Genomic DNA, 23,632 nt, shown 5'->3' on the forward strand with positions numbered 1-23,632 from the left:
GTCCGAGAGCTTTACCCATCAACCGCCTCCGCACTCTCAACGACGGTCACCCGAAAGAGTTACGGGGTTCGGCGGCCACCTTCGACACTCTACGTGAGGGCGCGAACACGGAGCAGCTTCGTCGCGCCGGTCGCGTCCCTCGCGCCTCCCCCATAGGGCAGCCCCCGAGGCAGTCCCTTCGGTGGCATTTGGCGACCTTGCTTCCAATTTGGCGGTCTGTGTGGCTAGATTCGCAATGAGTCATATTTACATCTACTTACACCGTAGGTGTACGTACCAGGACACAGCGTCCGCAGTCGATCGCTTCGAGGAGATAAGGCAATGGCAGATTTCTCCCGTCTTCCCGGCCCGAATGCCGATCTGTGGGACTGGCAGCTCCTGGCCGCGTGTCGCGGGGTCGACAGCTCGCTCTTCTTCCACCCGGAGGGGGAGCGCGGCGCTGCCCGGAGCGCACGCGAGATGTCGGCGAAAGAGGTGTGCATGCGCTGCCCGGTACGGGCGCAGTGCGCGGCCCACGCCCTTGCCGTACGCGAGCCCTACGGAGTGTGGGGCGGGCTGACCGAGGACGAGCGCGAGGAGCTCATGGGGCGGGCGCGGCACCGCGCGGTCGCCGGTACGGGCGCCCCGGGCTCCTGAGCACGGCCTGATCCCGGCCGACTGAAGAAACGTTCCTTCTGCCGCCATCCGGATTGCCACCACCCGGCCCGCCGCCATCCGGCCCGCCGCCGTCCGACCTGTCACCACCCGGCCTGCCGCCACCCGGCCTGCCGCCACCCGGCCTGCCGCCACCCGGCCTGCCGCCATCCGGCGATGTCACCAGCCGCCGCGTGTGCGGACGGCGCGCGGGGTGGTGCGCCCGGCGCTCATCTGCGGGCGGCCCGCTCCAGCCGGTCCAGCGTCGCCGCCACCGCCGGGACGCGGGCGAGGTCGGGCAGGGTCAGCGCCACCACTTCCCGGCGCACCGCCGGTTCCACCTCCACCGTCGTAGCGCCCTTGGTCCGCACCGACTCCAGCGCCAGCTCGGGCAGCACCGCGACCCCCAGCCCGGCCCCGACCAGGCCGACGACCGTCGGATAGTCGTCCGTCGCGAAGTCGATCCGCGGGGTGAAGCCCTCGGACTCGCACACCTCCACCAGATGCCCCCGGCAGCGCGGGCAGCCCGCGATCCACGGCTCCCCGGCCAGCTCGGCGATCCCCACCGCCCCGGCGCCCGCCAGCTTGTGCCCCTCCGGCACCACGCCCACCAGCCGATCGCTCAGCAGCGGCCGCAGGATCAGGTCGTCCCATTCGCCGCCACCCCCCGAGGCCGCCTCCGCCTCCGCGCTCACCTGCGGATACCGGAAGGCCAGCGCGATCTCGCAGTCGCCCGAGCGCAGCATCTCCACCGAGCCCGGCGGCTCGGCCTCCACGAGCGAGACCCGCGTCCCGGGGTGCGCCGCGCGCATCTCGGCGAGCGCCATGGGCACCAGGGTCGAGCTGCCACTGGGGAAGGACACCAGCCGCACCCGGCCCGAGCGCAGCCCGGCGATCGCCGCGACCTCCTCCTCGGCGGCCGTCAGCCCGGCCAGGATCCCGCCGGCGTGCCGCACCAGCGCCCGGCCCGCCTCGGTCAGCCGCATCTCGCGGCCGCTGCGGATCAGCAGCGGGGTGCCCGCGGCGCCCTCCAGAGCCTTCATCTGCTGGCTGACGGCGGGCTGGGTGCAGCCGAGCTCACGGGCGGCGGCGGAGAAGGAGCCGGTGGCGGCCACCGCGCGCAGCACTCTGAGATGGCGGGCCTCGATCATGCCTTGAGCATAAGGGACCCTTGGGTACGGGCCGGGATATTACGTCGACGCTTTGACCTCACTGCCTTACGGTGCGGTCATGCCGCATACTCCACGCCCCTCAACCGTCCTCACCGTGAACGTCGGCCGCGCGCTGCCGAGCGCCCACACCGACTGGCCCGGCGGCACCGGTATCGACAAGCGGCCCGTCGACCGCCCGGTACGGGTCGCGGCCCCCGGGCCGAAGGGCCGGGCCGGAAGCGGTCTGGCCGGTGACTCGGTCTGCGACCTCCGCCACCACGGCGGCGACGACCAGGCCGTCTACGCCTACGCCCGGGAGGACCTCGACGTCTGGGAGCGGGAGCTGGGCCGCGAGCTGGCCAACGGCGCCTTCGGTGAGAACCTCACCACCAGCGGTATCGACGTCAACGGCGCCCTCGTCGGCGAGCGCTGGCGGGTGGGGGGCGAGCTGCTGCTCGAGGTGACCTCACCGCGGATCCCGTGCCGTACGTTCGCCGGTTGGCTGGGCGAGCAGGGGTGGCTCAAGCGGTTCACCCAGGCCGCCGTCCCCGGCGCGTATCTGCGGGTGCTCGAGCCCGGCGAGATCCGCTCGGGCGACCCCGTCGAGATCGTGCACCGGCCCGACCACGAGGTGACGGTCGCGTTCCTCTTCCGCGCCGAGACCACGGAGCGGGAGCTGCTGCCGAGGGTGCTGGCGGCCGGTGACGCGCTGCATCCGGAGGCGCGGAAGACCGCCCTGAAGTACCGGTCCACGCAGGCGATCTGACGGAAGCGGACTGACGGAAGCACGCATTCCGGCGCAGATCGCTCGCGGTGCCGCTCGGCGGTCCGCCGGGGCCCGCCATGGCCGATAACGTGCGCGTATGACGACTGCATTGATTACCGGAACCACCGCGGGCATCGGCGCCGCCTTCGCGGGCCGGCTCGCCGCCGACGGGCACAATCTGGTGCTCGTCGCACGCGACGAGAAGCGGCTGCGGGAGCAGGCGGCGGATCTCCACGACCGGCACGGCGTGGAGGCCGACGTGCTGGTGGCGGACCTCTCCGAGGATGACGGGATCGCCGCGGTCGAGGACCGGCTGAAGGACCGTACCCACCCGGTCGATCTGCTCGTCAACAACGCCGGTTTCGGCAACCGCGCCCGCTATCTGGAGGTGCCGATCGCCGATGAGCTGCGGATGCTGAAGCTGCACTGCGAGGCGGTGCTGCGACTGACCAGCGCGGGGGCCGGGACGATGCGCGACCGGGGGCGCGGCGGGGTGATCAATGTGGCGTCGGTCGCGGCCTTCTTCCCGCGCGGGACGTACGGGGCGAGCAAGGCGTGGGTCGTGCAGTTCACGCAGGGCGCGGCCAAGGACCTGGCCCGCTCGGGGGTGCGGCTCATGGCGCTGTGCCCGGGGTTCGTCCGTACGGAGTTCCACGCGCGGGCGGGGATCAAGGACACCAGCGTGCCGGGCTGGATGTGGCTGGATGCGGACCGGCTGGTCACGGCGGCGCTGAAGGATTTCGCCCGGGGCAAGTCGCTGTCCATCCCGGATCCGCGCTACAAGGCGATGTCGAGCCTGGCGAAGCTGGCCCCGCGGTCGGCCCTCTCCTCCATCTCCTCCAAGGTCGGCCGCCCTCCCGCGAAGGGCTAGCCGTCCGGTGGAACCGGAACACACGAAGGCGCGGCCGCCCGTGGGGCGGCCGCGCCTTCGCGCTGCTCGTGGCGGAACGCCGGAGCGTCAGTGCGCGTGACCGTGGCCGTGGCCCGCGGCCTCGGCCTCTTCCTCGGCCGGCTTCTCGACCACCAGGGTCTCGGTGGTGAGCAGCAGCGAGGCGATCGACGCCGCGTTCTCCAGCGCGGAGCGGGTGACCTTGACCGGGTCGATGACGCCGGCCTTCACCAGGTCGCCGTACTCCTCGGTGGCCGCGTTGTAGCCGTGGCCCTTCTCGAGCTCGGCGACCTTCGAGGTGATCACGTAGCCCTCGAGTCCGGCGTTCTCGGCGATCCAGCGCAGCGGCTCGACCGCGGCGCGGCGGACCACCGCGACACCGGTGGCCTCGTCGCCCTCCAGGCCCAGGCTGTTCTCCAGCACCTTCGCGGCGTGGACCAGCGCGGAGCCACCACCGGAGACGATGCCCTCCTCGACCGCGGCGCGGGTCGCGGAGATGGCGTCCTCCAGGCGGTGCTTCTTCTCCTTGAGCTCGACCTCGGTGGCCGCGCCCACGCGGATCACGCACACGCCGCCGGCCAGCTTGGCGAGCCGTTCCTGCAGCTTCTCGCGGTCCCAGTCGGAGTCCGTGGACTCGATCTCGGCCTTGATCTGGTTGACGCGGCCGGTGACCTCGTCGCTCTTGCCGCCACCGTCGACGATCGTGGTGTCGTCCTTGGTGACGGTCACGCGGCGGGCGGTGCCCAGCACGTCCAGGCCGACCTGGTCGAGCTTGAGGCCGACCTCCTCGGCGATGACGGTGCCGCCGGTAAGGGTGGCGATGTCGCCGAGCATGGCCTTACGGCGGTCACCGAAGCCGGGGGCCTTCACCGCGACGGCGTTGAAGGTGCCGCGGATCTTGTTGACGACGAGGGTGGAGAGGGCCTCGCCCTCCACGTCCTCGGCGATGATCAGCAGCGGCTTGCTGGCGTTGGCCTGGATGATCTTCTCCAGGAGCGGCAGCAGGTCCTGGATGGAGGAGATCTTGCCCTGGTGGATCAGGATGTACGGGTCGTCGAGGACGGCCTCCATCCGCTCCTGGTCGGTGACCATGTACGGCGAGAGGTAGCCCTTGTCGAAGGCCATGCCCTCGGTGAAGTCCAGCTCAAGACCGAAGGTGTTGGACTCCTCGACGGTGATGACACCGTCCTTGCCGACCTTGTCCATCGCCTCGGCGATCAGCTCGCCGACCTGCTTGTCCTGCGCGGACAGCCCGGCCACGGCGGCGATGTCGGACTTCTCGTCGATCGGGCGGGCGGTGGCCAGCAGGTCGTCCGAGACGGCCTTGACCGCCGCGTCGATGCCCTTCTTCAGGGCGGCCGGGGAGGCGCCGGCGGCCACGTTCTTCAGGCCCTCGCGGACCAGGGCCTGGGCCAGCACGGTGGCGGTGGTGGTGCCGTCACCCGCGATGTCGTTGGTCTTGGTCGCCACCTCCTTGACGAGCTGCGCGCCAAGGTTCTCGTACGGGTCCTCGACCTCGACCTCACGGGCGATCGTGACACCGTCGTTGGTGATGGTGGGGGCACCGAACTTCTTGTCGATGACGACATTGCGGCCGCGGGGGCCGATGGTCACCTTGACGGTGTCCGCGAGCTTGTTGACGCCGCGCTCGAGGGCGCGACGGGCGTCCTCGTCGAACTTCAGGATCTTCGCCATGAGTTGCGTATGTCCTCTCAAACGAACCGTGCCCCGACCCCGGTTTCAGATGACACGGGCACCGGGGCACGGCTCATAGGCAAAACTTCGGTGATTACTTCTCGACGATCGCGAGAACGTCGCGAGCCGAGAGGACGAGGTACTCCTCGCCGCTGTACTTCACCTCGGTGCCGCCGTACTTGCTGTAGAGCACGACGTCACCGACGGAGACGTCGAGCGGAAGGCGCTTGCCGTCCTCGAAGCGGCCCGGGCCCACGGCCAGGACGACGCCCTCCTGGGGCTTTTCCTTGGCGGTGTCCGGAATGACCAGGCCCGAAGCCGTGGTCTGCTCGGCGTCGAGCGGCTGGACCACGATGCGGTCCTCAAGCGGCTTGATGGCAACCTTGGAGCTGGTGGTCGTCACGATCCGACCTCCCCCTTCGGAGATCTCACGGGGTCAACTGTCTGAGGTGGCGACCAGGTGGATCCGTCGTCGCGGGTGCCGGACCTGCCCGTCGCTGTATCCCTGGCACTCATCGGTCCCGAGTGCCAGCCTCGACATTATGACGCGGTTAGCACTCAGTCAACTAGAGTGCCAAGCGACGCGGTGGCGGCCCCCGTCAGCACCGCCTTACGGTCGTCACGTCATGACCGCCTTACGGTCGTCATGGAGGTCAGATGTAGTCCTCCAGCCGAGCCACCGTGAACCCCTGCGCCTGGATCTCCCGCAGCAGCGAAGTGATCATGTCCGTCATCGTCGCGCCCTTCAACATGTCCGGGCCGCGGAAGTGGGCGAGGATGATGTCCCCGGGCCGGAGCCCGCTGCCCGAGCGGTACACCAGTCCGTCGGGCTCCATCTCCGCTCGCCACAGCACCACCTTCCCCAGCCCGCAGTCCGCCGCCGCCCGCAGCGTGTTCCGGTCGTAGTCCCCGTAAGGCGGACGGAAGAGGTGGGGTTCCAGGCCGAGGCGGTAGTGGAGGACGTCCTGCTGACCGCAGATCTCATGGAGCTGGAATTCGTAGTCCTGGCCCGCGAGCTTGGGGTGGGTGAGGGTGTGGTTGCCGATCCGGTTCCCGAGCTCACGCAGCCGGCCGAAGTAGTCGTAGTGGTCGCCGATCACCTCGTCCTCCAGGAACTGCGTGAACGGCAGACCGAGGTCCCGGGCCTGGTCGACGAAGGCCGGGTCCTTCTCGATCCCGTCGTCGAGCGTCAGGAAAACCACCCGATCGGTGGTGTCGACCCGGCGGATGACCGTCGCCAGCTCGGGCACCGGCGGCCACAGCGCCGCGAGCGGCGGCTTGACCTTGGGCGGGCGCGGCGGCGGGGCCAGCGGCCGGTCGAGCCCCCAGCGGCGGTACGCGTCCGGGAACGCCCCCGGCGCGGAGCCCGTCGCCGCCGGACCCGAGGGCGGCGCGCCGTCCCCGTGCCCGCTCCCCGACGGCGACCCGGAACTCCCGGACTCGGTATGCGGACCGGCGGAGGCCGACGGCAGCAGATCGGCCGCCTTCCCCGTCCGGGTGTGCGGCCCCGAAGAGCCGAGCGCCCCGCAGCCGGCGAGCATGGTCGCCGCGGCGGTGAGAACCAGACACCTTGAAAGCCCAGTCTTGATCATCATCACAAAAGCGATCTTCAGCTCTATCGAGCCGACCCGCGCGCCGAGCGGGGTGCGAATGCTCCACTGGGAGCGGAGAGAATGGGCCATGTGGACGTTGACGCCTTCGATTCACTGCTCGGCGACGAAGGGCAGACGCTGCTCTCCGCGCTCCGCGACTACGACCCGGCGAAGGAGCTCGCCACCGCGACGCGGCTGCGCCGCGACCATCCCCCGGCGCTGGTCTCGGCGGCCCTGACCCAGGCCGCGCTGCGGCAGCGGGCGGTGGCCAAATTCGGCCCCGAGGACGCGCACCGCATGTACTTCACGCCGAACGGCGTCGAGCAGTCCACCCGCACCTCCGTGGCCGCGTACCGCGCCTCCCGCTTCGCCGAGTTCGGCGTCCGCCGTATGGCCGATCTGTGCTGCGGCATCGGCGGCGACGCGATCGCGCTCGCCCGCGCCGGGATCTCCGTGCTCGCCGTCGATCGTGACCCGCTGACCTGCGCCGTCACCCGCGCCAACGCCGAGGCGCTCGGCCTGGCCGAGCTCATCGAGGTCCGCTGCGCCGATGTCACCGACGTCGGCACCCGGGACTTCGACGCGGTCTTCGTCGATCCGGCCCGGCGCGGCGGCCGGGGCCGCGTCTTCGATCCGGAGGCGTACTCCCCGCCCCTCTCCTGGGCCGTCGAGACCGCCCGCACCACTCCGCGCGCCGCCCTCAAGATCGCCCCCGGCGTGCCGCACGAGGCGGTCCCCGAGGACGCGGAGGCCGAGTGGATCTCGGACCACGGCCATGTGAAGGAGGCCGTCCTGTGGTTCGGCACCGCCCGCCCCGGGCTGCGCCGCGCCACGCTGCTGCCGAGCGGCCACTCCCTGATCGGCACCCCGCTCCTCCCCGACCCCGAGCCCGGCCCGGTCGGCCGCTGGCTCTACGAACCGGACGGCGCGGTCATCCGCGCCCATCTCGTGGCCGATGTGGCGGCCCGCGTCGGCGGCCGTCTGATCGACCCGACGATCGCCTACATCACGACGGACGAGCTGCGCCCGACGCCGTTCGCCACCGCGTACGAGATCACGGATGTGCTGCCGTTCAACCTGAAGAAGCTCAAGGCGCTGCTGCGGGAGCGGGAGGTCGGCGTCGCGACCATCAAGAAGCGCGGTTCCGCGGTCGAGCCGGAGCAGCTCCGCAAGAAGCTGCGGCTCGAAGGCGGGAACGCCTGCACGATCGTGCTGACGCGGTCGGCGGGCGCCCCCACGATGCTTCTGGGCCACCCGGCCCAGGCCCTGTCCACCGGACCGTGACGCCGCCTGCGGCGGGCTGTCCCCGCGGCCCCGCCGCGTGGTGGGGCTCCGCCCCGGCCCCCCCCGGCCGGACGCCCCGGACACGCGCGGGCGTCCGCCCGGCCACCCGCCGCGCGGGCGTGCCGATCGCGGCCGGCCCAGCGGTGCAGGCGCTCACGGCTGCGTACCGGCGCGGAGCCGCATATCGATGCTTCGGGAAGGGGCGGGGAGGGGAAAGGTCCGGGCCGGACGGAAGTTGGGGAATTCCCTAAACCCCGTTCCACTTCATGAGGCCGCTCGCGTCCGGGCGTTACGGTCAACACATTGGCGGTCACGGTCAACGCGTCGACGTGACAGCGCGTTTGGGCCCGACGAAAGAGCGTGTGAGTATGACGGCTTCCGCCACCGAGAGCGGCGCCAAGCGATCGTTCACCGTATGTGCCGGAGAGGCGAACGGTGACCGTATACGGCTGAGCGTCTACGACATGCTCATCGGCACGATCTATACGCCCCGCGCCTTCTTCTACCGGGAGACGCTCGACGGCGAGGCGCTCCGCGTCTCCCTCGGCCGGACGCTGCGTAACTTCCCCATCCTTTCGGGCCGCGTCAAGAAGGACCCCGACGGCGGTCTCAGCGTGCTCTGCGACGACTCCGGGGTGCGCTTCGTCGAGGCACAGGCATCCGTGCCGATGCCGGACTACGGGCCCCGCCGCACGGCGAAAAAGGGACTGGATCGCTATCTCAGTCACGCCATTCCGTTCTGGGTGGTCGACCGCGATACGCCGCTTTTCACGGTGAAGCTCACCCATATGAAAGGCGGCGGCTCCATCCTGGGCCTCACGATGAACCACGCCGTGGGCGACGGATCCAGCTATATGAGTTTCCTGGAGGCCTGGTCGCACGAGCACCGGGGCCTCGGATACGCCAAGCCCAACCATGACCGCGGGGTCATCGACGCGCTCGGCGCCGCGGCCTCCGGTGACGCCCTTACGGGCGGCATCGCGGGCGACGCCCATCTCACGGTCATCGGGCGCGGCCAGAAGAGCGCCTTCATCGGACGTGCCCTGAAGGGCAGCCTCGGCAGCGTGACGACCGTGACCACCCGCTTCACCGCCGCCGAACTGACCGCCATGAAGGACGCCGCGATGGCCGACCTGGCGGGCACGGACCGGTGGGTGTCGACCAATGACGCGCTCACCGCCCATCTGTGGAAAGTGCTCGGCACATTGCGTGACCGCCCCGATACGAGCGAGGAAAGGCTCGGCCTCATCGCCGACTTCCGTCCGTTCGCCGGCGCGGCGGTACCGGATGACTACTGGGGCAACGCCGTCACCAACACCCGCCCCGGAATGACCGCCGCCGAAGTGCGCTCCCGCCCGCTCGGCGAAATCGCCGCGGCGATCCGCGCGGGCTACGCGGAGAACACGGAGGAGCGAATCCGCCAGGAAACGGCGTTCCTGTGCGCCGAACGCGACGCGGGGCGCCTCAAGCGGGTCATGACCACCATGAGCCTGGACTCGTTCGACAACACCATCGCGATCAACAACTGGTCGAAGCTGCCCTTCTATCGCATCGACTTCGGGCAGGGCGCCCCGTTCTGGTACGACTTCTCCCCCATCCCCATTCCCTGGACCGTACATATCGCGCCGACCCCGGCCGACCAGGGCGGTGGCCGCGATGTGCACATCGCGCTGCCCCGCACCCAGGTCCGGGCCCTTCAGGAGCCGTCCTGGGTCGGGCGGTTCCACCGTTACGCGGATTCCGGCGAGGCATTTCCGCTGACCTTCCTCGCGGCCGGCTAGGCCTCGCTCTCCTCCTTGCCCGCGAGCTCGAACCAGACCCCCTTGGCGTACATGCCCACCGCGTCCCCCTCCGCCGTCCCCCACGCGTCGGCCAGCGCCGCCACCAGCCCGAGGCCGCGGCCGCGGAGGCGATCCCCCTCGGGGAGGCGGGCGGCGGTGGGGAGCTCGGCGGAGGCGTCGTAGACCAGGACCCGGAAGCGGGGCGGCTCGATCACCACGCGCAGCATCACGGAGTCGCCCTCGGCGTGCAGAAAGGCGTTCGTGGCCAGCTCCGACGTGCACAGCGTCGCCGTGTCGGCCAGCTCCTCCTGCCCCACGGAGTTCAGGACGCAGGCGACGAAGTCCCGGCAGACCTTGGCGGAGGTCGCGTGCCGACTGCTCTGCAGGGTGTAGACGTACGGATCCCTGGAGGGAACGGGTGGGCGGCGTGGGGGGCGGTCGTCGGACTCGTGATCGGAATCCATGGGGCAACTCCCTGTGAGGGGGCCGACAGCGCGCATACCGTTACGGCGATCAACGCGCAGTAGCGGCAACGACACCTACAGTAGAGGTCGACACCTAACTAGTGCCACCAGATTGTCGAAATTAGTGAGTAGATAGACCCATTCGTGGTCACACGCCACACTGGGTGACGACCCACGAGGAAGGCAGGCATGGCTTCGAGGACCACCATCACGGCACGTCAGCGCCGACTTGGCACGGAGCTTCGGAGGATGCGCGAGCACGCGGGTCTCACCATCCAGGAAGCGGCCGACCGGCTGGGCACGAACCGCTCACACGTCACCAATATGGAGCTGGCCCGATTCGGCGTCAGCGAAGAGCGCGTACGCACACTCGCCGCCAACTACGCCTGCCCGGACGAGGCGTACGTCGAGGCACTGGTCGCCATGGCGACCGAGCGCAAGCGCGGGTGGTGGGAGGAGTACCGGGGCACGCTCGGGGCCGCCGGTCTCGATCTGGCGGAACTGGAGTACTTCGCCACGAGCCTGCGCGTCGTCGAGCTCATGCACATCCCCGGACTCCTGCAGACCGAGGACTACGCCCGGTCGGTACTGAGCACGGCCGTCCCGGGCTGGTCGCCGACGGAGCTCCGCCGAAGGCTCTCGCACCGCATGAAGCGCCGGGACATCCTGGATCGGGACCAGCCGCCGTCCTGCACATTCATCATGCACGAGACCGCACTCCGCGTACGGTTCGGCGATCAGCGCGTGCTGTGCGCACAGCTCGACAGCCTGCTGGAGTCCTCGGAGCGCCCGAACGTCTCCGTCCGGGTCGTCCCGATCGCGGCCGGGGGTTTCCACCTCGCGGGCATCTCCGTCACCTACGCCACGGGTCCGGTGCCGCAGTTGGATACCGTTCAACTCGACGTCGCGCAGGACGCGGCGTTCCTCGACGGGGCGTCCCAGCTTCTGAACTACCGGGCGGTCATGGACCGGACCGAAGAGCTGGCTTTGTCCGAGAAGGAGTCACGTGACTTCATCCGCGAGACCGTTCAACAGATGTGAGGGCGAAGGAATGTCCGAGATCAACTGGCGCAAGTCGTCCTACTCCGGCGCGGGGGACGGGAACTCCTGCATAGAGCTCGCCTTCATAGGCACCACCGTCGCCCTCCGCGAGAGCGACGACCCCCGTACGGTCCTCACCACGAACCCCGCGAGGCTGGGAGCCCTGCTCCAGTCGATCAAGGCAGGCGCGCTCGATCACCTCGCGGCGGTGCCGAAGACGTAACGGACGGCGTAAAGGACCTATGCCCAAGGGACCAGACGCGGCCCCACCAGGAGCGGAGGCCGGTGCCGTGGTCCGGCGTTACGGTCGGCGGTATGGAACGTATCGCCCTTGATCTCGACGCCTATCTGACGCGTATCGGCTGGACGGGCGACCGCCGCCCCGCCCCCACCGTGGAGACGCTGCGGGCGGTGCATCGGGCGCATCTCACGTCCATACCGTTCGAGAACCTCGACCCCCTCCTCGGCTCGGCCCCCTCCCTCGCCGTCCCCGACCTCGAGGCCAAGCTGGTCCGCGGCCGGCGCGGCGGTTACTGCTACGAGCACAACACGCTGCTGACCGCCGCCCTCACCGCCCTCGGCTTCCGCGTCACCGGCCTCACCGCCCGCGTCCGGGTCGGAGCGGCCCCCGGGACGGTCCGTCCGCGCACCCACATGCTGCTGCTGGTCGGAATCCCCGGCGAGGAGCGGCGTTACGTGGCCGATGTGGGCTTCGGCGGCGTCGGCGGCCTCCTGGAGGCCGTGCCGCTCGTCGCCGACACCGAGCTCCACGACGGCACCCGCCGCCATCGCTACGTCCGCGAGCCGTACCCGGAGGGTCTCGAGGACCTGTGGGTGTTCCAGGCGTTCCTGGACGGCTCCTGGCAGGACCAGTACGCCTTCACCCGCGAGCCGTTCGACGCGGCCGACTACGGGGTCATCAACTGGCACGTCGCCACCAACCCGCGCTCGCCCTTCCAGCACACCCTCTTCGTCCAGCGCACCGCCCTGGGCCGCCATCTCCACCTGTCGGGGCGGACCCTGATCGACACCTGGTCCGACGGCACCCGTAAGGAGCGCGAACTCGCCGACAACGGCGAGGTGCTGCGCGTTCTCGCCGCCGACTTCGGCATCGAACTGCCCCCGGGCACGGTCCTGCCGGACTGAACCACAGGAGTTACCCCAGGTGGCTCTCCACACCGGCCCCGGTCATGGCACGATCATCCCGCTAATGGGCCGTTGGGAGGGTGGCAGGGACGGATGAAACATGAGTCATGACAAACTGTCCGTATCGGACCAGGATCTGTCGGATCTCATCAAAGACCTTGAGGGAATGCTCAGTTACCTTGAGGAACAGATCGAGCGTCTCGGCCATCTGAGGCAGTCGGTGGACCCCGACGATCACAAGGGCCCGGCCGCCGTCGCGTACAAGAAGCTGGAGCGCGACGCCTATACGGACGCCGTGCGGGTCAGGCAGCTGCTCACCCGTATCGAGGAGGCGGCCAAGGAGCGCGGGGAGACCCCGGGTGAGCGGTACGAGGAGCTGCGGACCCGCTTTCAGTCACTGCAGAAGCCGTCGTCGGAGAAGCCGTCGTCGTAGCCGCCTTCCGGACGGCGGGCGTCCGGACGGCGGGCATCCGGACGGCGGGCGTCCGGACCGGCGGTGTCGGGGCGGAGGGGCCGGAGTTCGCGGCTGACCAGGCGGTAGTAGTCGATCGCCTTGGCCATGCCGAGCACACCGGCGGCGGCGAAGACCAGGCCGATACCGGCGACGGTGCCCACGCTCTCCGTGCCGATGTCGGAGAAGACGGCGAACCCGCCCAGCGCCAGCCCCAGGCAGGCCAGCACGATGGACGGGCCCAGCCACAGGAGCGCGCCTCCGGAGACCCGCCAGTGCGGCAGCGTCTGGGGATCGCGCTCCAGCTCCGCCCAGTCCCGGAGGCACGCGCCCACGAAGACATCGCGCCGGATGCCGGAGGCCACCCCGAGACTGGAGGGGACCGTGGCGCCCAGGGCGAGCCCCAGGAAGATCACGCCCAGCACGTGCTCGATGATCTCGCCCTTCACCAGGAACTGGAACCCCGAGACCGCGAGGCTCCACCCCAGCGCGAAGACGAGCGTGGACAGCCACAGCAGCAGCGCCCGGTGCGGCGCCAGGTACCACCGCGCCAGCGCCTCCATCGCCCGCGCCCGCTCATCGAGCAACCCGGCGCGGTCCTTCCACGGCCGCTCGTCCGGGGCGGGCGGCGGTGGCGGAAGCTCGTTGGGCAGCGTCATGGCGTCCTTCCTCATGGCACTCATGGCACTCATCGCACTCATCCCACGCACGGCGCTCGTGGCACGCACGGCGCTCGTGGCGCGCACAGCACTGCGGTGTACGCCGACGCAGTCTCTCAGCTCACGAGGGCAGGCCACTTGACCTTCTCACTTGTGTGAGGGTTTCACGATGTCCATCGAGCGGAGCCGAACCGCCGTACAGATGAGCCACACAGATGAGGTGAGCCCTGATGGACAACCAGCTCTTCGACTACAGCCCCATCGTCGAACGCGCCCCGATCCACTGGCCGGACGGCGCCCGAGTGGCCTTCTACGTCGGGCTGAACGTCGAGCACTACGCGGTTGACCGCCCCTCGACCAGTATCTTCCCCGACACCCGGGCGCTGGCGCCCGATCCGCTGAACTACGGATGGCGGGACTACGGGCCCCGGGTCGGGATCTGGCGGCTGATCGAGAGCCTGGACCGGCACCGGGTGCGGGCGAGCGTGATGCTCAACTCCGATGTCGCCGAGCGCTACCCCCAGATCATCCGGGCCGGGCGGGAGCGGGACTGGGTGTGGGCGGCGCACGGCAAGAACAACTCGATCCTCCAGGCGGACATGTCCCCCGAGGAGGAGCGGGCCTACTTGACCGAGGTGATCGGCACCATCGAGAAGGCCACCGGCCGCAGGCCGCGCGGCTGGCTGGGGCCGGCGCTGACCGAGACCTTCCGCACGCCGGAACTCCTGGCCGAGCTGGGGCTGCGGTACGTACTGGACTGGGCCAACGACGACCAGCCGTACCGGCTGAACGTGCCGGGGATGCTGAGCGTGCCGTATTCGATCGAGGTCAATGACATCCAGCTCTTCGTGGGCAAGAGCCTCAGCGGGCCCGACTTCGTCCGCATCGTCAAGGACCAGCTCGACCAGCTCTACGCGGACTCGGCCGACAGCGGGCGGGTGATGTCGCTGGTGCTGCATCCGTTCGTGATCAACCAGCCCTTCCGGCACAGGTACGTGGATGAGGCGCTGGAGTACGTGGTGAACCACCCGGGGGTGTGGGTGACGACCAGCGACGAGATCGCCGACCACTACCCCGGGGTCTTCTAGGGGCGCCCGGGGGCGTCCGTCGGCGTCCAGGGGCGCCCGGGGTCTTCTAGGGGCGCCCGGGAGCGTCCGGGGGCGCCCGGGGGCTCCGGGAGCGTCCAGAGCCGTCCGGGGGCGTCCGACGGATCGTGACGCCCGCGGCGGGCTGTTCCCCTACCCGCCCCTTCCCACGCAGCGTCGATATGCGGCTCCGCCGCGTGGGGGCTTCGCCCCGGACCCCGGGGCCCAGGGGCGACGTCCAAGACCTCTAGCGGGCCAGCAGCTCCCGCAGCGCCTTGGCGATGTCGGCGGGTGCCTCCTCCGCCATGAAGTGGCCGTAGCCGACGGTACGGTGCTCCAGGTCGTCGGCCCAGGCGCGCCACAGCGCCGCCGCGTCATAGCCGAGCGCGGCGCCCCAGTCCTGCTGGATGACGGTGAGCGGCATCGTCAGCCGTCGCCCGCCGTCCCGGTCGGCCCGGTCGTGATCGACGTCGATACCGGCGGAGGCACGGTAGTCGGCCACGATCGACGGCACCGCGGCGCGGCAGGCGTCCAGATAGGCGGCGCGGACCTCGGCGGGGATGGCCCGCGGATCGCCCGCCCACAGATCGAGGAAGTGGCCGAAGAAGTCGTCGGGGCAGGCGGCGATCATCCGCTCGGGCAGCCCCGGGGGCTGCGCCATCAGGAAGAGGTGGAAGCCGACGGCGGCGGTGGTGCCGTGCAGCACGTCCCACATGTCGAGGGTCGGCAGCACGTCCAGACAGGCGAGATGGGTGATCGTCGCGGGGTGGTCGAGGCCCGCCCGGAAGGCGACCAGGGAGCCGCGGTCATGACCGGCCAGCGCGAAGCGGTCATGGCCGAGGGCTCGGGCCAGGGCGACGATGTCGGCGGCCATGGTGCGCTTGGCGTAGGCGGCGGGGTCGGCGTAGGCGGCGGGGTCGGCGTCGGCGGCGGGGTCGGCGTCGGCGGCGGGGTCGGCGTCGGCGGTGGGGTCGGCGTCGGCGGTGGGGTCGGCGGACGGCTTGTCGCTGGCGCCGTAGCCGCGCAGGTCGGGGCAGATCACGGTGTGATCGGCCGCGAGGTCGGCGGCCACGTGCCGCCACATGAGGTGGGTCTGCGGAAAGCCGTGCAGCAGGACGACGGGGCTGCCCGAGCCCGCGACGGCCACGTTCAGGGACACGCCGTCGGCGACGGGGACGCGGCGGTAGTCGAAACCGGGGATGACAGGGGCCATGGGGTGAGCGCGCTTTCTGTGGAGGATCCGGGCGACGGGGAAGCCGGGCGACCGGACGACGTGCGGACTGACCAGGTGGCTGTCAGCCTGCCGGGTGCGGATGAGCATCCGATCAGCGCGCTACGGTGACCGCATGCGGGTCGGTTTCGGGGTGCTGGGGCCGGTCGTCGCCTGGGACGCGGACGCCGACGGGCGCGCGATCGCGCTCAAGGGGCCACGGCACCGCGCGGTGCTGGCCCGGCTGATCGTCGCCCGCCGCCGTGTCGTACCCGTCTCCCGGCTGATCGAGGACCTGTGGACGGAGCCGCCGCCGGGCGCGGTGGGCGCGGTGCGTACGTTCGTGGCCGCGCTGCGCCGCGCGCTGGAGCCGCAGCGCCCGCCGCGCACCCCGGCCCGGCTGCTGGTCACCGAGGGCCCCGGGTACGCGCTGCGGGCCGGCCCGGACGCGGTGGACGCGTGGCGCTTCGAACAGGACGTCGCCGCCGCCGCGACCCTTCCGCCGGACGGCGCGCTGCCCCGGCTGGAGGAGGCGCTGGGCCGGTGGCGCGGGCCCGCGTACGCGGAGTTCGCGGACGAGGGCTGGGCCCGGGGCGAACGCTCCCGGCTGGCGGAGCTGCGGCTGCACGCCGTCGAACGGCAGGCGGAGGCCCGGCTGGCGCTGGGCCGGGCCGCCGAGGCGGTCCCGGACCTGGAGGCGCATCTGGCCGAGCACCCCTGGCGCGAGGGCGCCTGGCGGGCGCTGGCCCTCGCGCTGTACCGCACCGGCCGCCAGGGTGACGCGCTGGCGGTACTGCGCCGGGCCCGCACGCTGCTGGTCGAGCAGCTGGGCGTGGACCCCGGCCCGGAGCTGCGCCGCCTGGAGACGGACATCCTCGGCCAGGCGCCCCACCTCGACCCCGCGACGGTGCGGCGCGGCGCGGCGGCCCAGGTGTGGGCGGACGCGACGGCCGCGTACGACCGCACCGTGGCCTCCGGCGCCCGGACCCGCCTGGAGTCGACGGCCGCCCTGCTCCGCGACCTCTCGATGACCGGTGGCGGCGGCCTGCTGACGGCCCGGCAACAGCGGGTGGCGGCCGTCGCGGCGGCGGAGGAACTGGGCGACCCGGAACTGACCGCCCGAGTCATCGGCGCCTACGACGTCCCCGCGATCTGGACCCGCCTGGACGACCCCGAGCAGGCGGCGTCGATCGTAAGGGCAGCCGAACGCACATTGGCCGCGCTCGCGGCCGACTCCCCGGCCGCCCCGGGTACGCCCGATCACGAGCCCCCCGGCCACGAGCCCCCCGGCAGCGGGACAACGGCCCACGACGCACCCGGCCGCGAGACGCCCCAGGACCGGGCAATCAGCCCCGGAACACCCGGCCACCACGTACGCGGTCATGCAGCCCCCGGACAGGGCGCTCCCGGACACGAGCGCCCCGGCCCAGAGGTGACAGACCACGGCGCCCCCGGCCACGAGCCCCCCGGCAGCGGGGCAACGGGCCACGACGCACCCGGCCGCGAGACGCCCCGGGACCGGGCAATCAGCCCCGGAACACCCGGCCACCGCGCACGCCGCCACACGGCCCCCGGACACGGCGCGCCCGACAGCGAGGCGACAGACCACGACACCCCCGGCCACGAGCCCCCCCGGCAGCGGGGCAACGGGCCACGACGCACCCGGCCGCGAGACGCCCCGGGACCGGGCAATCAGCCCCGGAACACCCGGCCACCACGTACGCGGTCATGCAGCCCCCGGACAGGGCGCTCCCGGACACGAGCGCCCCGGCCCAGGGGTTACAGACCACGGCGCCCCCGCACACGGGATTCTCGGCCGCGAGCGCCCCGGCCATGACGCGATTCGTGCTCGGCTGTTGGCGACGATCGCGGTCGAGTCGCGGGGTGGGAGGTCCGAGCGGGGGCCGTGGGCGGCTCGGCGGGCCGAGGAGATCGCTCGGCGGCTGGACGACCCCGGGCTGCTGGCGTTCGCGCTGAACGGCGTCTTTATGCAGAGCTTCGAGCGCGCGGGGCTGGCGCCGCGCCGGGACGCCACCGGGGCCGAGCTGATCGCCCTTGCGGCGCGGCACGGACTGGTCGCCTTCGAGGTGCTCGGCCATCTCATCCGGCTCCAAGCCCGCAGCGCGCTCGGGGACTTCGCGGCGGCCGACCGGCACGCGGCCGCCGCCGACCGTCTGGGCGAGCGCCATGAGCGGCCGCTGGTGGGGGTGTTCACCGCGTGGTACCGGGCGCTGCGGGAGGCCGCGACCGGGCAAGCGGACGAGGCCGGGGCCGAGGCTGCCTACCGGGACGCCGCCGCGCGGCTGGACGGCGCCGGGATGCCCGGCCTGGAGCGCGGTCTGCTGCCGCTCGCGCTGCTCTGTCTGCGCGTGGAGCGGGGGCGCCCAGCCCCGACCGACGAGGACCTCGACTGGGGGCCGTACGCGCCCTGGGCCCGCCCGCTGGTGCTGCTGGCCCAGGACCGCCGCGCCGAGGCCGCGGCGGCGCTGCGCACGGTCCCGGAGCCGCCCCGCGATCTGCTGCTGGAGGCCCTGTGGTGCCTCACCGGGCGTGCGGCCATCGCCGTCGGCGACCAGGAGACGATCGCGTGCGCCCGCGCCGCGCTGGCCCCGGCGGCGGCCGAGCTCGCCGGGGCGGGCAGTGGCCTGCTCACCCTGGGCCCGGTCTCCCGGCACCTCGCCGATCTGGCCGAGGCCCTGCGGTAACGGCACGGCTGGCGCCGTACCGCTACGGGGTGTCCGGCGGTCTTTCCCCTCCCCGCCCCTTCCCGATACCCCCGATACCAGGGGCTCCGCCCCTGGACCCCGGGTCTGCGGCGGAGTCCCGGACCCGGGGGTCCAGAGGCGGAGTCCCGGGTCCGGGGTCTGGGGCGGAGTCCTAGTTTCGGGAAGGGGCGGGGAGGGGAGCAGCCCGCCGCAGGCGTCAAGAGCCGCCGGGGGTACCCCTAGCCCCCGTCAGCCCCCGTCCGCGACCGTCTCGAAGCGCCAGCGGTGGACCGCGCGTCGCACCAAGTCCTCCCCCGGCTCGGGGAGTTCCGGCAGGCCCGGGGTGTCGTAGGCGCCGTGCCACCAGGTGATGACGAGGACGCGGTCCTCGGGGGCGCGGAAGGTTTCGCGGCGGAGCGGGGGCGGGTCGAGGGGCTGGTGGGTGGCCCAGGTCAGGAGGGCCTCGCCCTTTCCGGCCACGGCTCGGGCTTCCCACATCAACGCGACGGTCATGCGTACAGGTTCTTCCGGCTCAGCTCGTGCACATGGTCGTGGGAGTGGGAGTGGGAGTGGGAGTGGGAGTGGGTGTGCCCGGTGGGGGCCGGGACGTGGGGGTCCGTCACCGGGAGGGACGAGTCGGCCGACAGGTCCCACGCCGAGGCGGACCGGCCCCGCGCCACCATCTCCGCGCCGAGCGCCGCGACCATCGCCCCGTTGTCCGTGCACAGCTTCGGCCGTGGCACCCGCAGGGTGAGGCCCGCGTCCTCGCAGCGGCGTTCGGCCATCGCCCGCAGCCGGGAGTTCGCGGCGACGCCGCCGCCGATCATCAGGTGCTCCACGCCCTCGTCCTTGCAGGCGCGGACGGCCTTGCGGGTCAGCACGTCCACGACCGCCTCCTGGAAGGAGGCCGAGACATCGGCGATCGGGACCTCCTCGCCCGCCGCCCGCTTCGCCTCGATCCAGCGGGCGACGGCGGTCTTCAGCCCGGAGAAGGAGAAGTCGTACGCGGCGTCCCGCGGACCGGTCAGGCCGCGCGGGAAGGCGATCGCGTCCGGGTCGCCCTCGCGGGCGATGCGGTCGATGACGGGGCCGCCCGGGAAGCCCAGGTTCAGCACCCGGGCGATCTTGTCGAACGCCTCGCCCGCCGCGTCGTCGATGGTCGAGCCCAGCGGGCGGACGTCGGCGGTGATGTCGGGCGCGAGGAGCAGCGACGAGTGGCCGCCGCTCACCAGCAGCGCCATCGTCGGCTCGGGCAGCGGACCGTGCTCGAGCTGATCGACGCAGATGTGGGAGGCGAGGTGGTTGACGCCGTAGAGCGGCTTGCCGAGGGCGTAGGCGTACGCCTTGGCGGCCGAGACGCCGACCAGCAGCGCGCCCGCGAGCCCGGGGCCCGCGGTGACGGCGATGCCGTCGAGGTCGGAGGCGGCGACCCCGGCGTCCTTCAGCGCCCGCTGGATCGTGGGGACCATCGCCTCCAGATGGGCGCGGCTGGCGACCTCGGGGACGACCCCGCCGAAGCGGGCGTGCTCGTCCACGCTGGAGGCGACGGCGTCGGCGAGGAGGGTGTGGCCGCGGACGATGCCGACGCCGGTCTCGTCGCAGGAGGTCTCGATGCCGAGGACGAGGGGTTCGTCAGCCATGGGTCTCGGTTCCTTGTACTGAGGTCGCGGGGTTCGCGGGGTTGGCTGTGTGCGCGGGATTCGCCGCGTGCGCGGGATTCGCCGCGTGCGCGGGGGCCGCTGTGGTCGTGGCGGACGCGCCGGTCGTGGCGGACGCGCCGGTCTCGCCGGTCTCGCCATTCGCGATCGCGCCGGTGTTCGCCGTCGCCGGGTCGGCCAGCCGCATGACCAGGGCGTCCACATTGCCGGGCTGGTAGTAGCCCTTGCGTATGCCGATCGGCTCGAAGCCGAAGCGCTCGTACAGCCGCTGGGCGCGGGCGTTGTCCACCCGCACCTCCAGCAGCACCTCACGGCACTCGAAGGCGGTGGCCGCCGTAAGGAGGTCGGTGAGGAGGCGGGCGCCGAGGCCGGTGCCCCAGTGGTCGCGGGCGGCGGCGATGGTCTGGACGTCACCCGTACGGTCGACGACGGCGAGCCCCGCGTATCCGACCAGCCGGGGCCCGTCCTCCGCCACCACATAGTGGCGGGTGGCGTCCCGGCCCCGGGCATGCGCGAGTTCGGACCAGAACATCCCCCGCGACCAGGCGTCCTCGGGGAACAGCTCCTCCTCGAGCTCCATCACCCGCTCCAGGTCCCACCAGCGCATCTCGCGCAGGGTCACGGTCGTGCCGGTGGAGGTCACTTCGGGGTGACCACCTTGTAGTTGGCGGGCACCTTGGCGTCGGGGCGGCGCAGATACAGCGGCCGGGGCGGCGGCAGCTCCTCGCCGCGCGCCAGCTTCCCGGCGGCGAGCGAGGCGAGCGCCCCGGCCGACTGGTGCTCCGGCATCCCGGGCGGTACGTCGGCGAAGGCCGCCGGGTAGAGCAGCGCGCCCGCGCCGACCGCGGGCAGCCCGGCCACCCGCTCGGCGAGATCGGCGGGGTGGTCGACGGCGGGCTCGGTGACGCGGGTCCGGGCGTCGTCGTAGCGCGCCCAGTAGACCTCCTTGCGCCGCGCGTCCGTGGCCACGACGAACGGGCCCTCCAGCCCGGCCTGCCCGGCGGCGTACGCGATCCCGTCCAGCGTGCACAGCCCGTGGACGGGGACGCCGAGGGCCGCCCCGAAGGTGGCCGCGGTGACCAGGCCCACGCGCAGTCCGGTGTACGGGCCGGGGCCCGCGCCGACGACGATCTCCGTGACCGCGTCCAGCTCGGTGCCCGCGGCTTTCAGCGTCCGGTGGACGGCGGGCAGCAACAGCTCGCCGTGGCGCCGGGCGTCCACGTCGGAGGACTCGGCGATCACTGTGGAGCCGTCGTGCAGGGCGACGGTCACGGCGGGGGTGGCGGTATCAAGAGCGAGCAACAGCACGAGAACAGCCTACGGCGCGCCGGGAGGTCGTTCTTTCGTACCGGCCTCGGTACGGGCTTCGGTACCGGCCTCGGAACGGGCCTCGGTACCGGCCTCGGTACGGGCCTCGGTACGGGCTTTCGTACCGACGGTGGAACAGCTCGGTCACCGGACGCCCGGAGCACGGCCGGGCGGCGGGCGCCGGTGCTACCGTCACCGTAAGTGTGTACGGGCCGTCGGCACGTACTGACCGCAGGAGAGGGAAGCCGCCGTGCCAAGGAGCAGTACCGGGCCAGCTGTGGCCGTACTCACCGCCGCCGCGCTGGGCGTCGTCGGGTTCCTCGGCTACCAGGCGGCCGCGACCGCACCCGACCATCCGACCCAGGCCCGACCGGGGTCGCACTCCGCCGAGTCCAAGAAGAAGAACAAGGGCGACACGGGGGCGAAGAAGAAGTCCACCGCCCTCCCGGCCCGCTCCGGCACCGGCGTACGGGTCGTCTACGCCCTGGGCGACAAGCGGGTCTGGCTGGTCGGCGCCGACGGCAAGGCCAGCCACACGTTCGAGGTGGGCCCCAGCCCGGCCAGCCCCGACCCGGGGACCTATTCCGTGACCTCGCGCAACAAGGGCGGGGTCGGCTCGGACGGAGTGCAGGTCGAGCACGTCGTCGTCTTCCACTCGGAAGGGGGGGTCGTGTTCGGTTTCAGCGCGGCGGTGGACGGGTCGATGCCGGACCCGAACGCGCGCAAGCGGACCGGAGCCGTCCGGGAGAGCCGGGTGGACGGCACGGCGATGTGGGAGTTCGCGCAGCCGGACACGAAGGTGGTCGTCGTCCCCTAGCGGACCCGGATGACGTGGCCAGGTACGTAACCGGGCACGCCATCAGGCACATAGCCAGGCGATGTGACGTAGCCCGGTGACGTGACGTACCCCGGTGACGTGACGTACCCCGATGGCGTGGCCGTGCCCCGCTACGCCGCGTCCCGCGCCTCGTTCTCCGCCTCCGCCTCGGGCTCGATGGACGCCGGGGCCTCCTCCTCGGCCGGCCGCGGGGGCGTCGAGACCGCGCTCGCCGCCGCACACGCCGCCAGGAGCTCCGACATCGACGGTGACCGGTCGTCGCGCGCGGCGCCGGTCCCGGCCACAGGATCGTGGGCCGACATGGGTGCCTCCTGAGAGTCCTGGGGCAGTCGAGCGGAGTTAGGTAGACCTAACCCACGCTTTCTCCCACCATGTGACCACGGGTGATGCCCGGAATGCAACAGCATGCCGACGGCTTGTCGGAAACTACGCCGCATCTGCACGCGAGCTCTACCAGCGGCTTGACCGTTTGACCGGTTGACCGGGCAGCCCTGGCGCTACCCCGCGAGCGACGCCAGGTCCTCCCCCGCCCAGCGGGTACCCACGCCCGTCACCACCACGTCCCGTACGTCGTCCACGTCGGCGGCCATCGTGTCCGTGACGGCCATGTCGCTGCCCACCGTCCGCTGGATCACCACATGCAGCCGGTCCTCCGCCAGCCCCTCGACCTTCCCCTCGCCCCACTCCACGGCCACCACCGAATCGGGCAGGGAGACATCGAGGTCCAGGTCCTCCATCTCGTCGAGGCCGCCGTTCAGCCGGTAGGCGTCGACATGGACCAGCGGCGGGCCGTCGCCCAGCGAGGGGTGCACCCGGGCGATCACGAAGGTGGGCGAGGTGACGGCGCCCCGGACGCCGAGGCCCTCGCCGAGGCCCCGCGTCAGGGTCGTCTTGCCCGCGCCGAGTTCACCGGTGAGCAGCAGCAGATCGCCGGGGCGCAGCAGCTTGGCGAGTCTGCGGCCCAGGTCCCGCATCTGGTCGGGAGAGGTAACGGTGATGCGCGTGCCTACGTCCATCTGTCTCCTACTGTCTCCTAGCGCGAGGGCCACCGGCTTCCGTCGGCGGCCGCATTGCTTCTCCGGCCCATGATATTTTCCCTCTGTCCCGGTAGGGATCGGTTCGGGCTGGACCGCGACCTTCGGGTTGGAAGCCCCCCGCCTTCAGGCGAGGGAGCGGAGTCACACTCGCCGATGGTACGGACCACGGCGACGGGGCGCCTCGCGCCAGGGCTCTACGTGACGGCGCTTCGCAGCCGTGCGAAGCGCCGTCACGTAGA

The 23,632-nt window shown here is 71.9% G+C and carries 25 protein-coding genes and 1 pseudogene; 14 read left to right on the plus strand and 12 right to left on the minus strand.

Going from position 1 to position 23,632, the window contains the following annotated elements; genetic code table 11:
* The first annotated feature begins 321 nt into the window (after positions 1-321).
* Positions 322-636, plus strand: a complete 315-nt coding sequence (locus tag NP777_RS35085) for a WhiB family transcriptional regulator (RefSeq protein WP_014054233.1) — start codon at positions 322-324, stop codon at positions 634-636.
* A gap of 227 nt (positions 637-863) precedes the next feature.
* On the opposite strand, the gene NP777_RS35090 is transcribed toward NP777_RS35085, so the two are convergent.
* Positions 864-1,784, minus strand: coding sequence for a LysR family transcriptional regulator (locus NP777_RS35090; RefSeq protein ID WP_256654231.1), 921 nt, complete (start codon positions 1,782-1,784; stop codon positions 864-866).
* A gap of 79 nt (positions 1,785-1,863) precedes the next feature.
* Between NP777_RS35090 and NP777_RS35095 the strand changes: the two genes are divergently transcribed.
* A complete protein-coding gene (locus NP777_RS35095; RefSeq protein WP_256654232.1) occupies positions 1,864-2,550 on the plus strand; it encodes an MOSC domain-containing protein in 687 nt (228 codons plus the stop codon).
* Between the two features lie 97 nt (positions 2,551-2,647).
* On the plus strand, positions 2,648-3,421 hold the full coding sequence (locus NP777_RS35100) for an SDR family NAD(P)-dependent oxidoreductase (protein ID WP_256654233.1): 774 nt from the start codon (positions 2,648-2,650) through the stop codon (positions 3,419-3,421).
* Between the two features lie 87 nt (positions 3,422-3,508).
* Here the strand turns inward: NP777_RS35100 and groL are convergent, their stop codons facing one another.
* From groL to NP777_RS35115, 3 genes are all read right to left on the minus strand, one after another.
* Positions 3,509-5,134 carry a chaperonin GroEL gene (gene groL / locus NP777_RS35105; protein WP_256654234.1) on the minus strand — a complete coding sequence of 542 codons (1,626 nt, stop codon included), beginning with the start codon at positions 5,132-5,134 and terminating at the stop codon, positions 3,509-3,511.
* A gap of 94 nt (positions 5,135-5,228) precedes the next feature.
* Positions 5,229-5,537, minus strand: a complete 309-nt coding sequence (gene groES / locus NP777_RS35110; protein WP_014054228.1) for a co-chaperone GroES — start codon at positions 5,535-5,537, stop codon at positions 5,229-5,231.
* A 250-nt stretch (positions 5,538-5,787) separates the two neighbouring features.
* Positions 5,788-6,816 carry a polysaccharide deacetylase family protein gene (locus NP777_RS35115; protein ID WP_256654235.1) on the minus strand — a complete coding sequence of 343 codons (1,029 nt, stop codon included), beginning with the start codon at positions 6,814-6,816 and terminating at the stop codon, positions 5,788-5,790.
* On the opposite strand from NP777_RS35115, the gene NP777_RS35120 reads away from it, so the two are divergent.
* Both NP777_RS35120 and NP777_RS35125 read left to right on the plus strand, forming a co-directional pair.
* Complete coding sequence (locus NP777_RS35120; RefSeq protein ID WP_256654236.1) at positions 6,808-8,010, plus strand: class I SAM-dependent methyltransferase; 1,203 nt, start codon at positions 6,808-6,810, stop codon at positions 8,008-8,010. The two genes, NP777_RS35115 and NP777_RS35120, sit on opposite strands and share 9 nt — an antisense overlap.
* Positions 8,011-8,378: 368 nt before the next feature.
* Positions 8,379-9,791 (plus strand): acyltransferase, encoded by a 1,413-nt coding sequence (locus NP777_RS35125; protein ID WP_256654237.1) that lies wholly within the window; start codon positions 8,379-8,381, stop codon positions 9,789-9,791.
* Here the strand turns inward: NP777_RS35125 and NP777_RS35130 are convergent.
* Positions 9,788-10,255, minus strand: coding sequence for an ATP-binding protein (locus NP777_RS35130; RefSeq protein WP_256654238.1), 468 nt, complete (start codon positions 10,253-10,255; stop codon positions 9,788-9,790). The two genes, NP777_RS35125 and NP777_RS35130, sit on opposite strands and share 4 nt — an antisense overlap.
* Positions 10,256-10,444: 189 nt before the next feature.
* On the opposite strand from NP777_RS35130, the gene NP777_RS35135 reads away from it, so the two are divergent.
* The 4 genes from NP777_RS35135 (at position 10,445) to NP777_RS35150 (ending at position 12,875) form a co-directional block, all read left to right on the plus strand.
* Positions 10,445-11,296 (plus strand): Scr1 family TA system antitoxin-like transcriptional regulator, encoded by an 852-nt coding sequence (locus tag NP777_RS35135; protein ID WP_256654239.1) that lies wholly within the window; start codon positions 10,445-10,447, stop codon positions 11,294-11,296.
* 10 nt (positions 11,297-11,306) lie between these two features.
* Entirely contained in the window at positions 11,307-11,519 is a 213-nt protein-coding gene (locus tag NP777_RS35140) for a DUF397 domain-containing protein (protein WP_256654240.1), read from the plus strand.
* Between the two features lie 101 nt (positions 11,520-11,620).
* Entirely contained in the window at positions 11,621-12,442 is an 822-nt protein-coding gene (locus tag NP777_RS35145) for an arylamine N-acetyltransferase family protein (protein WP_256654260.1), read from the plus strand.
* Positions 12,443-12,542: 100 nt separating this feature from the next.
* Positions 12,543-12,875, plus strand: a complete 333-nt coding sequence (locus tag NP777_RS35150) for a hypothetical protein (protein ID WP_256654241.1) — start codon at positions 12,543-12,545, stop codon at positions 12,873-12,875.
* On the opposite strand, the gene NP777_RS35155 is transcribed toward NP777_RS35150, so the two are convergent.
* Entirely contained in the window at positions 12,833-13,576 is a 744-nt protein-coding gene (locus tag NP777_RS35155) for a hypothetical protein (RefSeq protein WP_256654242.1), read from the minus strand. The genes NP777_RS35150 and NP777_RS35155 overlap by 43 nt on opposite strands.
* A gap of 206 nt (positions 13,577-13,782) precedes the next feature.
* Here NP777_RS35155 and NP777_RS35160 point away from each other — a divergent pair, with 206 nt between their 5' ends.
* Positions 13,783-14,640 (plus strand): polysaccharide deacetylase family protein, encoded by an 858-nt coding sequence (locus tag NP777_RS35160; protein ID WP_256654243.1) that lies wholly within the window; start codon positions 13,783-13,785, stop codon positions 14,638-14,640.
* Between the two features lie 244 nt (positions 14,641-14,884).
* Here the strand turns inward: NP777_RS35160 and NP777_RS35165 are convergent, their stop codons facing one another.
* On the minus strand, positions 14,885-15,850 hold the full coding sequence (locus NP777_RS35165) for an alpha/beta fold hydrolase (protein WP_256654244.1): 966 nt from the start codon (positions 15,848-15,850) through the stop codon (positions 14,885-14,887).
* Between the two features lie 133 nt (positions 15,851-15,983).
* On the opposite strand from NP777_RS35165, the gene NP777_RS35170 reads away from it, so the two are divergent.
* Together NP777_RS35170 and NP777_RS35175 are read left to right on the plus strand one after the other, a co-directional pair.
* Positions 15,984-17,684, plus strand: a complete 1,701-nt coding sequence (locus tag NP777_RS35170) for an AfsR/SARP family transcriptional regulator (protein WP_256654245.1) — start codon at positions 15,984-15,986, stop codon at positions 17,682-17,684.
* A pseudogene (locus tag NP777_RS35175) lies at positions 17,680-18,552 on the plus strand (SARP family transcriptional regulator); the annotation flags it as partial. The gene NP777_RS35170 and the pseudogene NP777_RS35175, both read left to right, overlap by 5 nt.
* 249 nt (positions 18,553-18,801) lie before the next feature.
* Here the strand turns inward: NP777_RS35175 and NP777_RS35180 are convergent.
* From NP777_RS35180 to tsaB, 4 genes are read right to left on the minus strand one after another with little or no spacing between them, the layout of a single operon-like run.
* Positions 18,802-19,065, minus strand: coding sequence for a hypothetical protein (locus tag NP777_RS35180; RefSeq protein WP_256654246.1), 264 nt, complete (start codon positions 19,063-19,065; stop codon positions 18,802-18,804).
* A complete protein-coding gene (gene tsaD, locus NP777_RS35185) occupies positions 19,062-20,192 on the minus strand; it encodes a tRNA (adenosine(37)-N6)-threonylcarbamoyltransferase complex transferase subunit TsaD (RefSeq protein WP_256654247.1) in 1,131 nt (376 codons plus the stop codon). Before tsaD ends, NP777_RS35180 begins: the two co-directional genes overlap by 4 nt.
* Complete coding sequence (rimI, locus tag NP777_RS35190) at positions 20,185-20,817, minus strand: ribosomal protein S18-alanine N-acetyltransferase (protein WP_256654261.1); 633 nt, start codon at positions 20,815-20,817, stop codon at positions 20,185-20,187. Before rimI ends, tsaD begins: the two co-directional genes overlap by 8 nt.
* Before the next feature lie 32 nt (positions 20,818-20,849).
* Positions 20,850-21,518: a tRNA (adenosine(37)-N6)-threonylcarbamoyltransferase complex dimerization subunit type 1 TsaB gene (gene tsaB, locus NP777_RS35195; RefSeq protein ID WP_256654248.1), complete on the minus strand. Its 669-nt coding sequence runs from the start codon at positions 21,516-21,518 to the stop codon at positions 20,850-20,852.
* A 277-nt stretch (positions 21,519-21,795) separates the two neighbouring features.
* Here tsaB and NP777_RS35200 point away from each other — a divergent pair, with 277 nt between their 5' ends.
* Together NP777_RS35200 and NP777_RS35205 are read left to right on the plus strand one after the other, a co-directional pair.
* Positions 21,796-22,335 carry a hypothetical protein gene (locus NP777_RS35200; protein WP_256654249.1) on the plus strand — a complete coding sequence of 180 codons (540 nt, stop codon included), beginning with the start codon at positions 21,796-21,798 and terminating at the stop codon, positions 22,333-22,335.
* A gap of 99 nt (positions 22,336-22,434) precedes the next feature.
* A complete protein-coding gene (locus tag NP777_RS35205) occupies positions 22,435-22,671 on the plus strand; it encodes a hypothetical protein (protein ID WP_256654250.1) in 237 nt (78 codons plus the stop codon).
* 182 nt (positions 22,672-22,853) lie between these two features.
* Here the strand turns inward: NP777_RS35205 and tsaE are convergent, their stop codons facing one another.
* On the minus strand, positions 22,854-23,372 hold the full coding sequence (tsaE, locus tag NP777_RS35210) for a tRNA (adenosine(37)-N6)-threonylcarbamoyltransferase complex ATPase subunit type 1 TsaE (protein ID WP_256654251.1): 519 nt from the start codon (positions 23,370-23,372) through the stop codon (positions 22,854-22,856).
* Positions 23,373-23,632 lie beyond the last annotated feature (260 nt).

Origin of the sequence: Streptomyces rugosispiralis (assembly GCF_024505145.1) — a bacterium.
GTDB lineage: Bacteria > Actinomycetota > Actinomycetes > Streptomycetales > Streptomycetaceae > Streptomyces > Streptomyces rugosispiralis.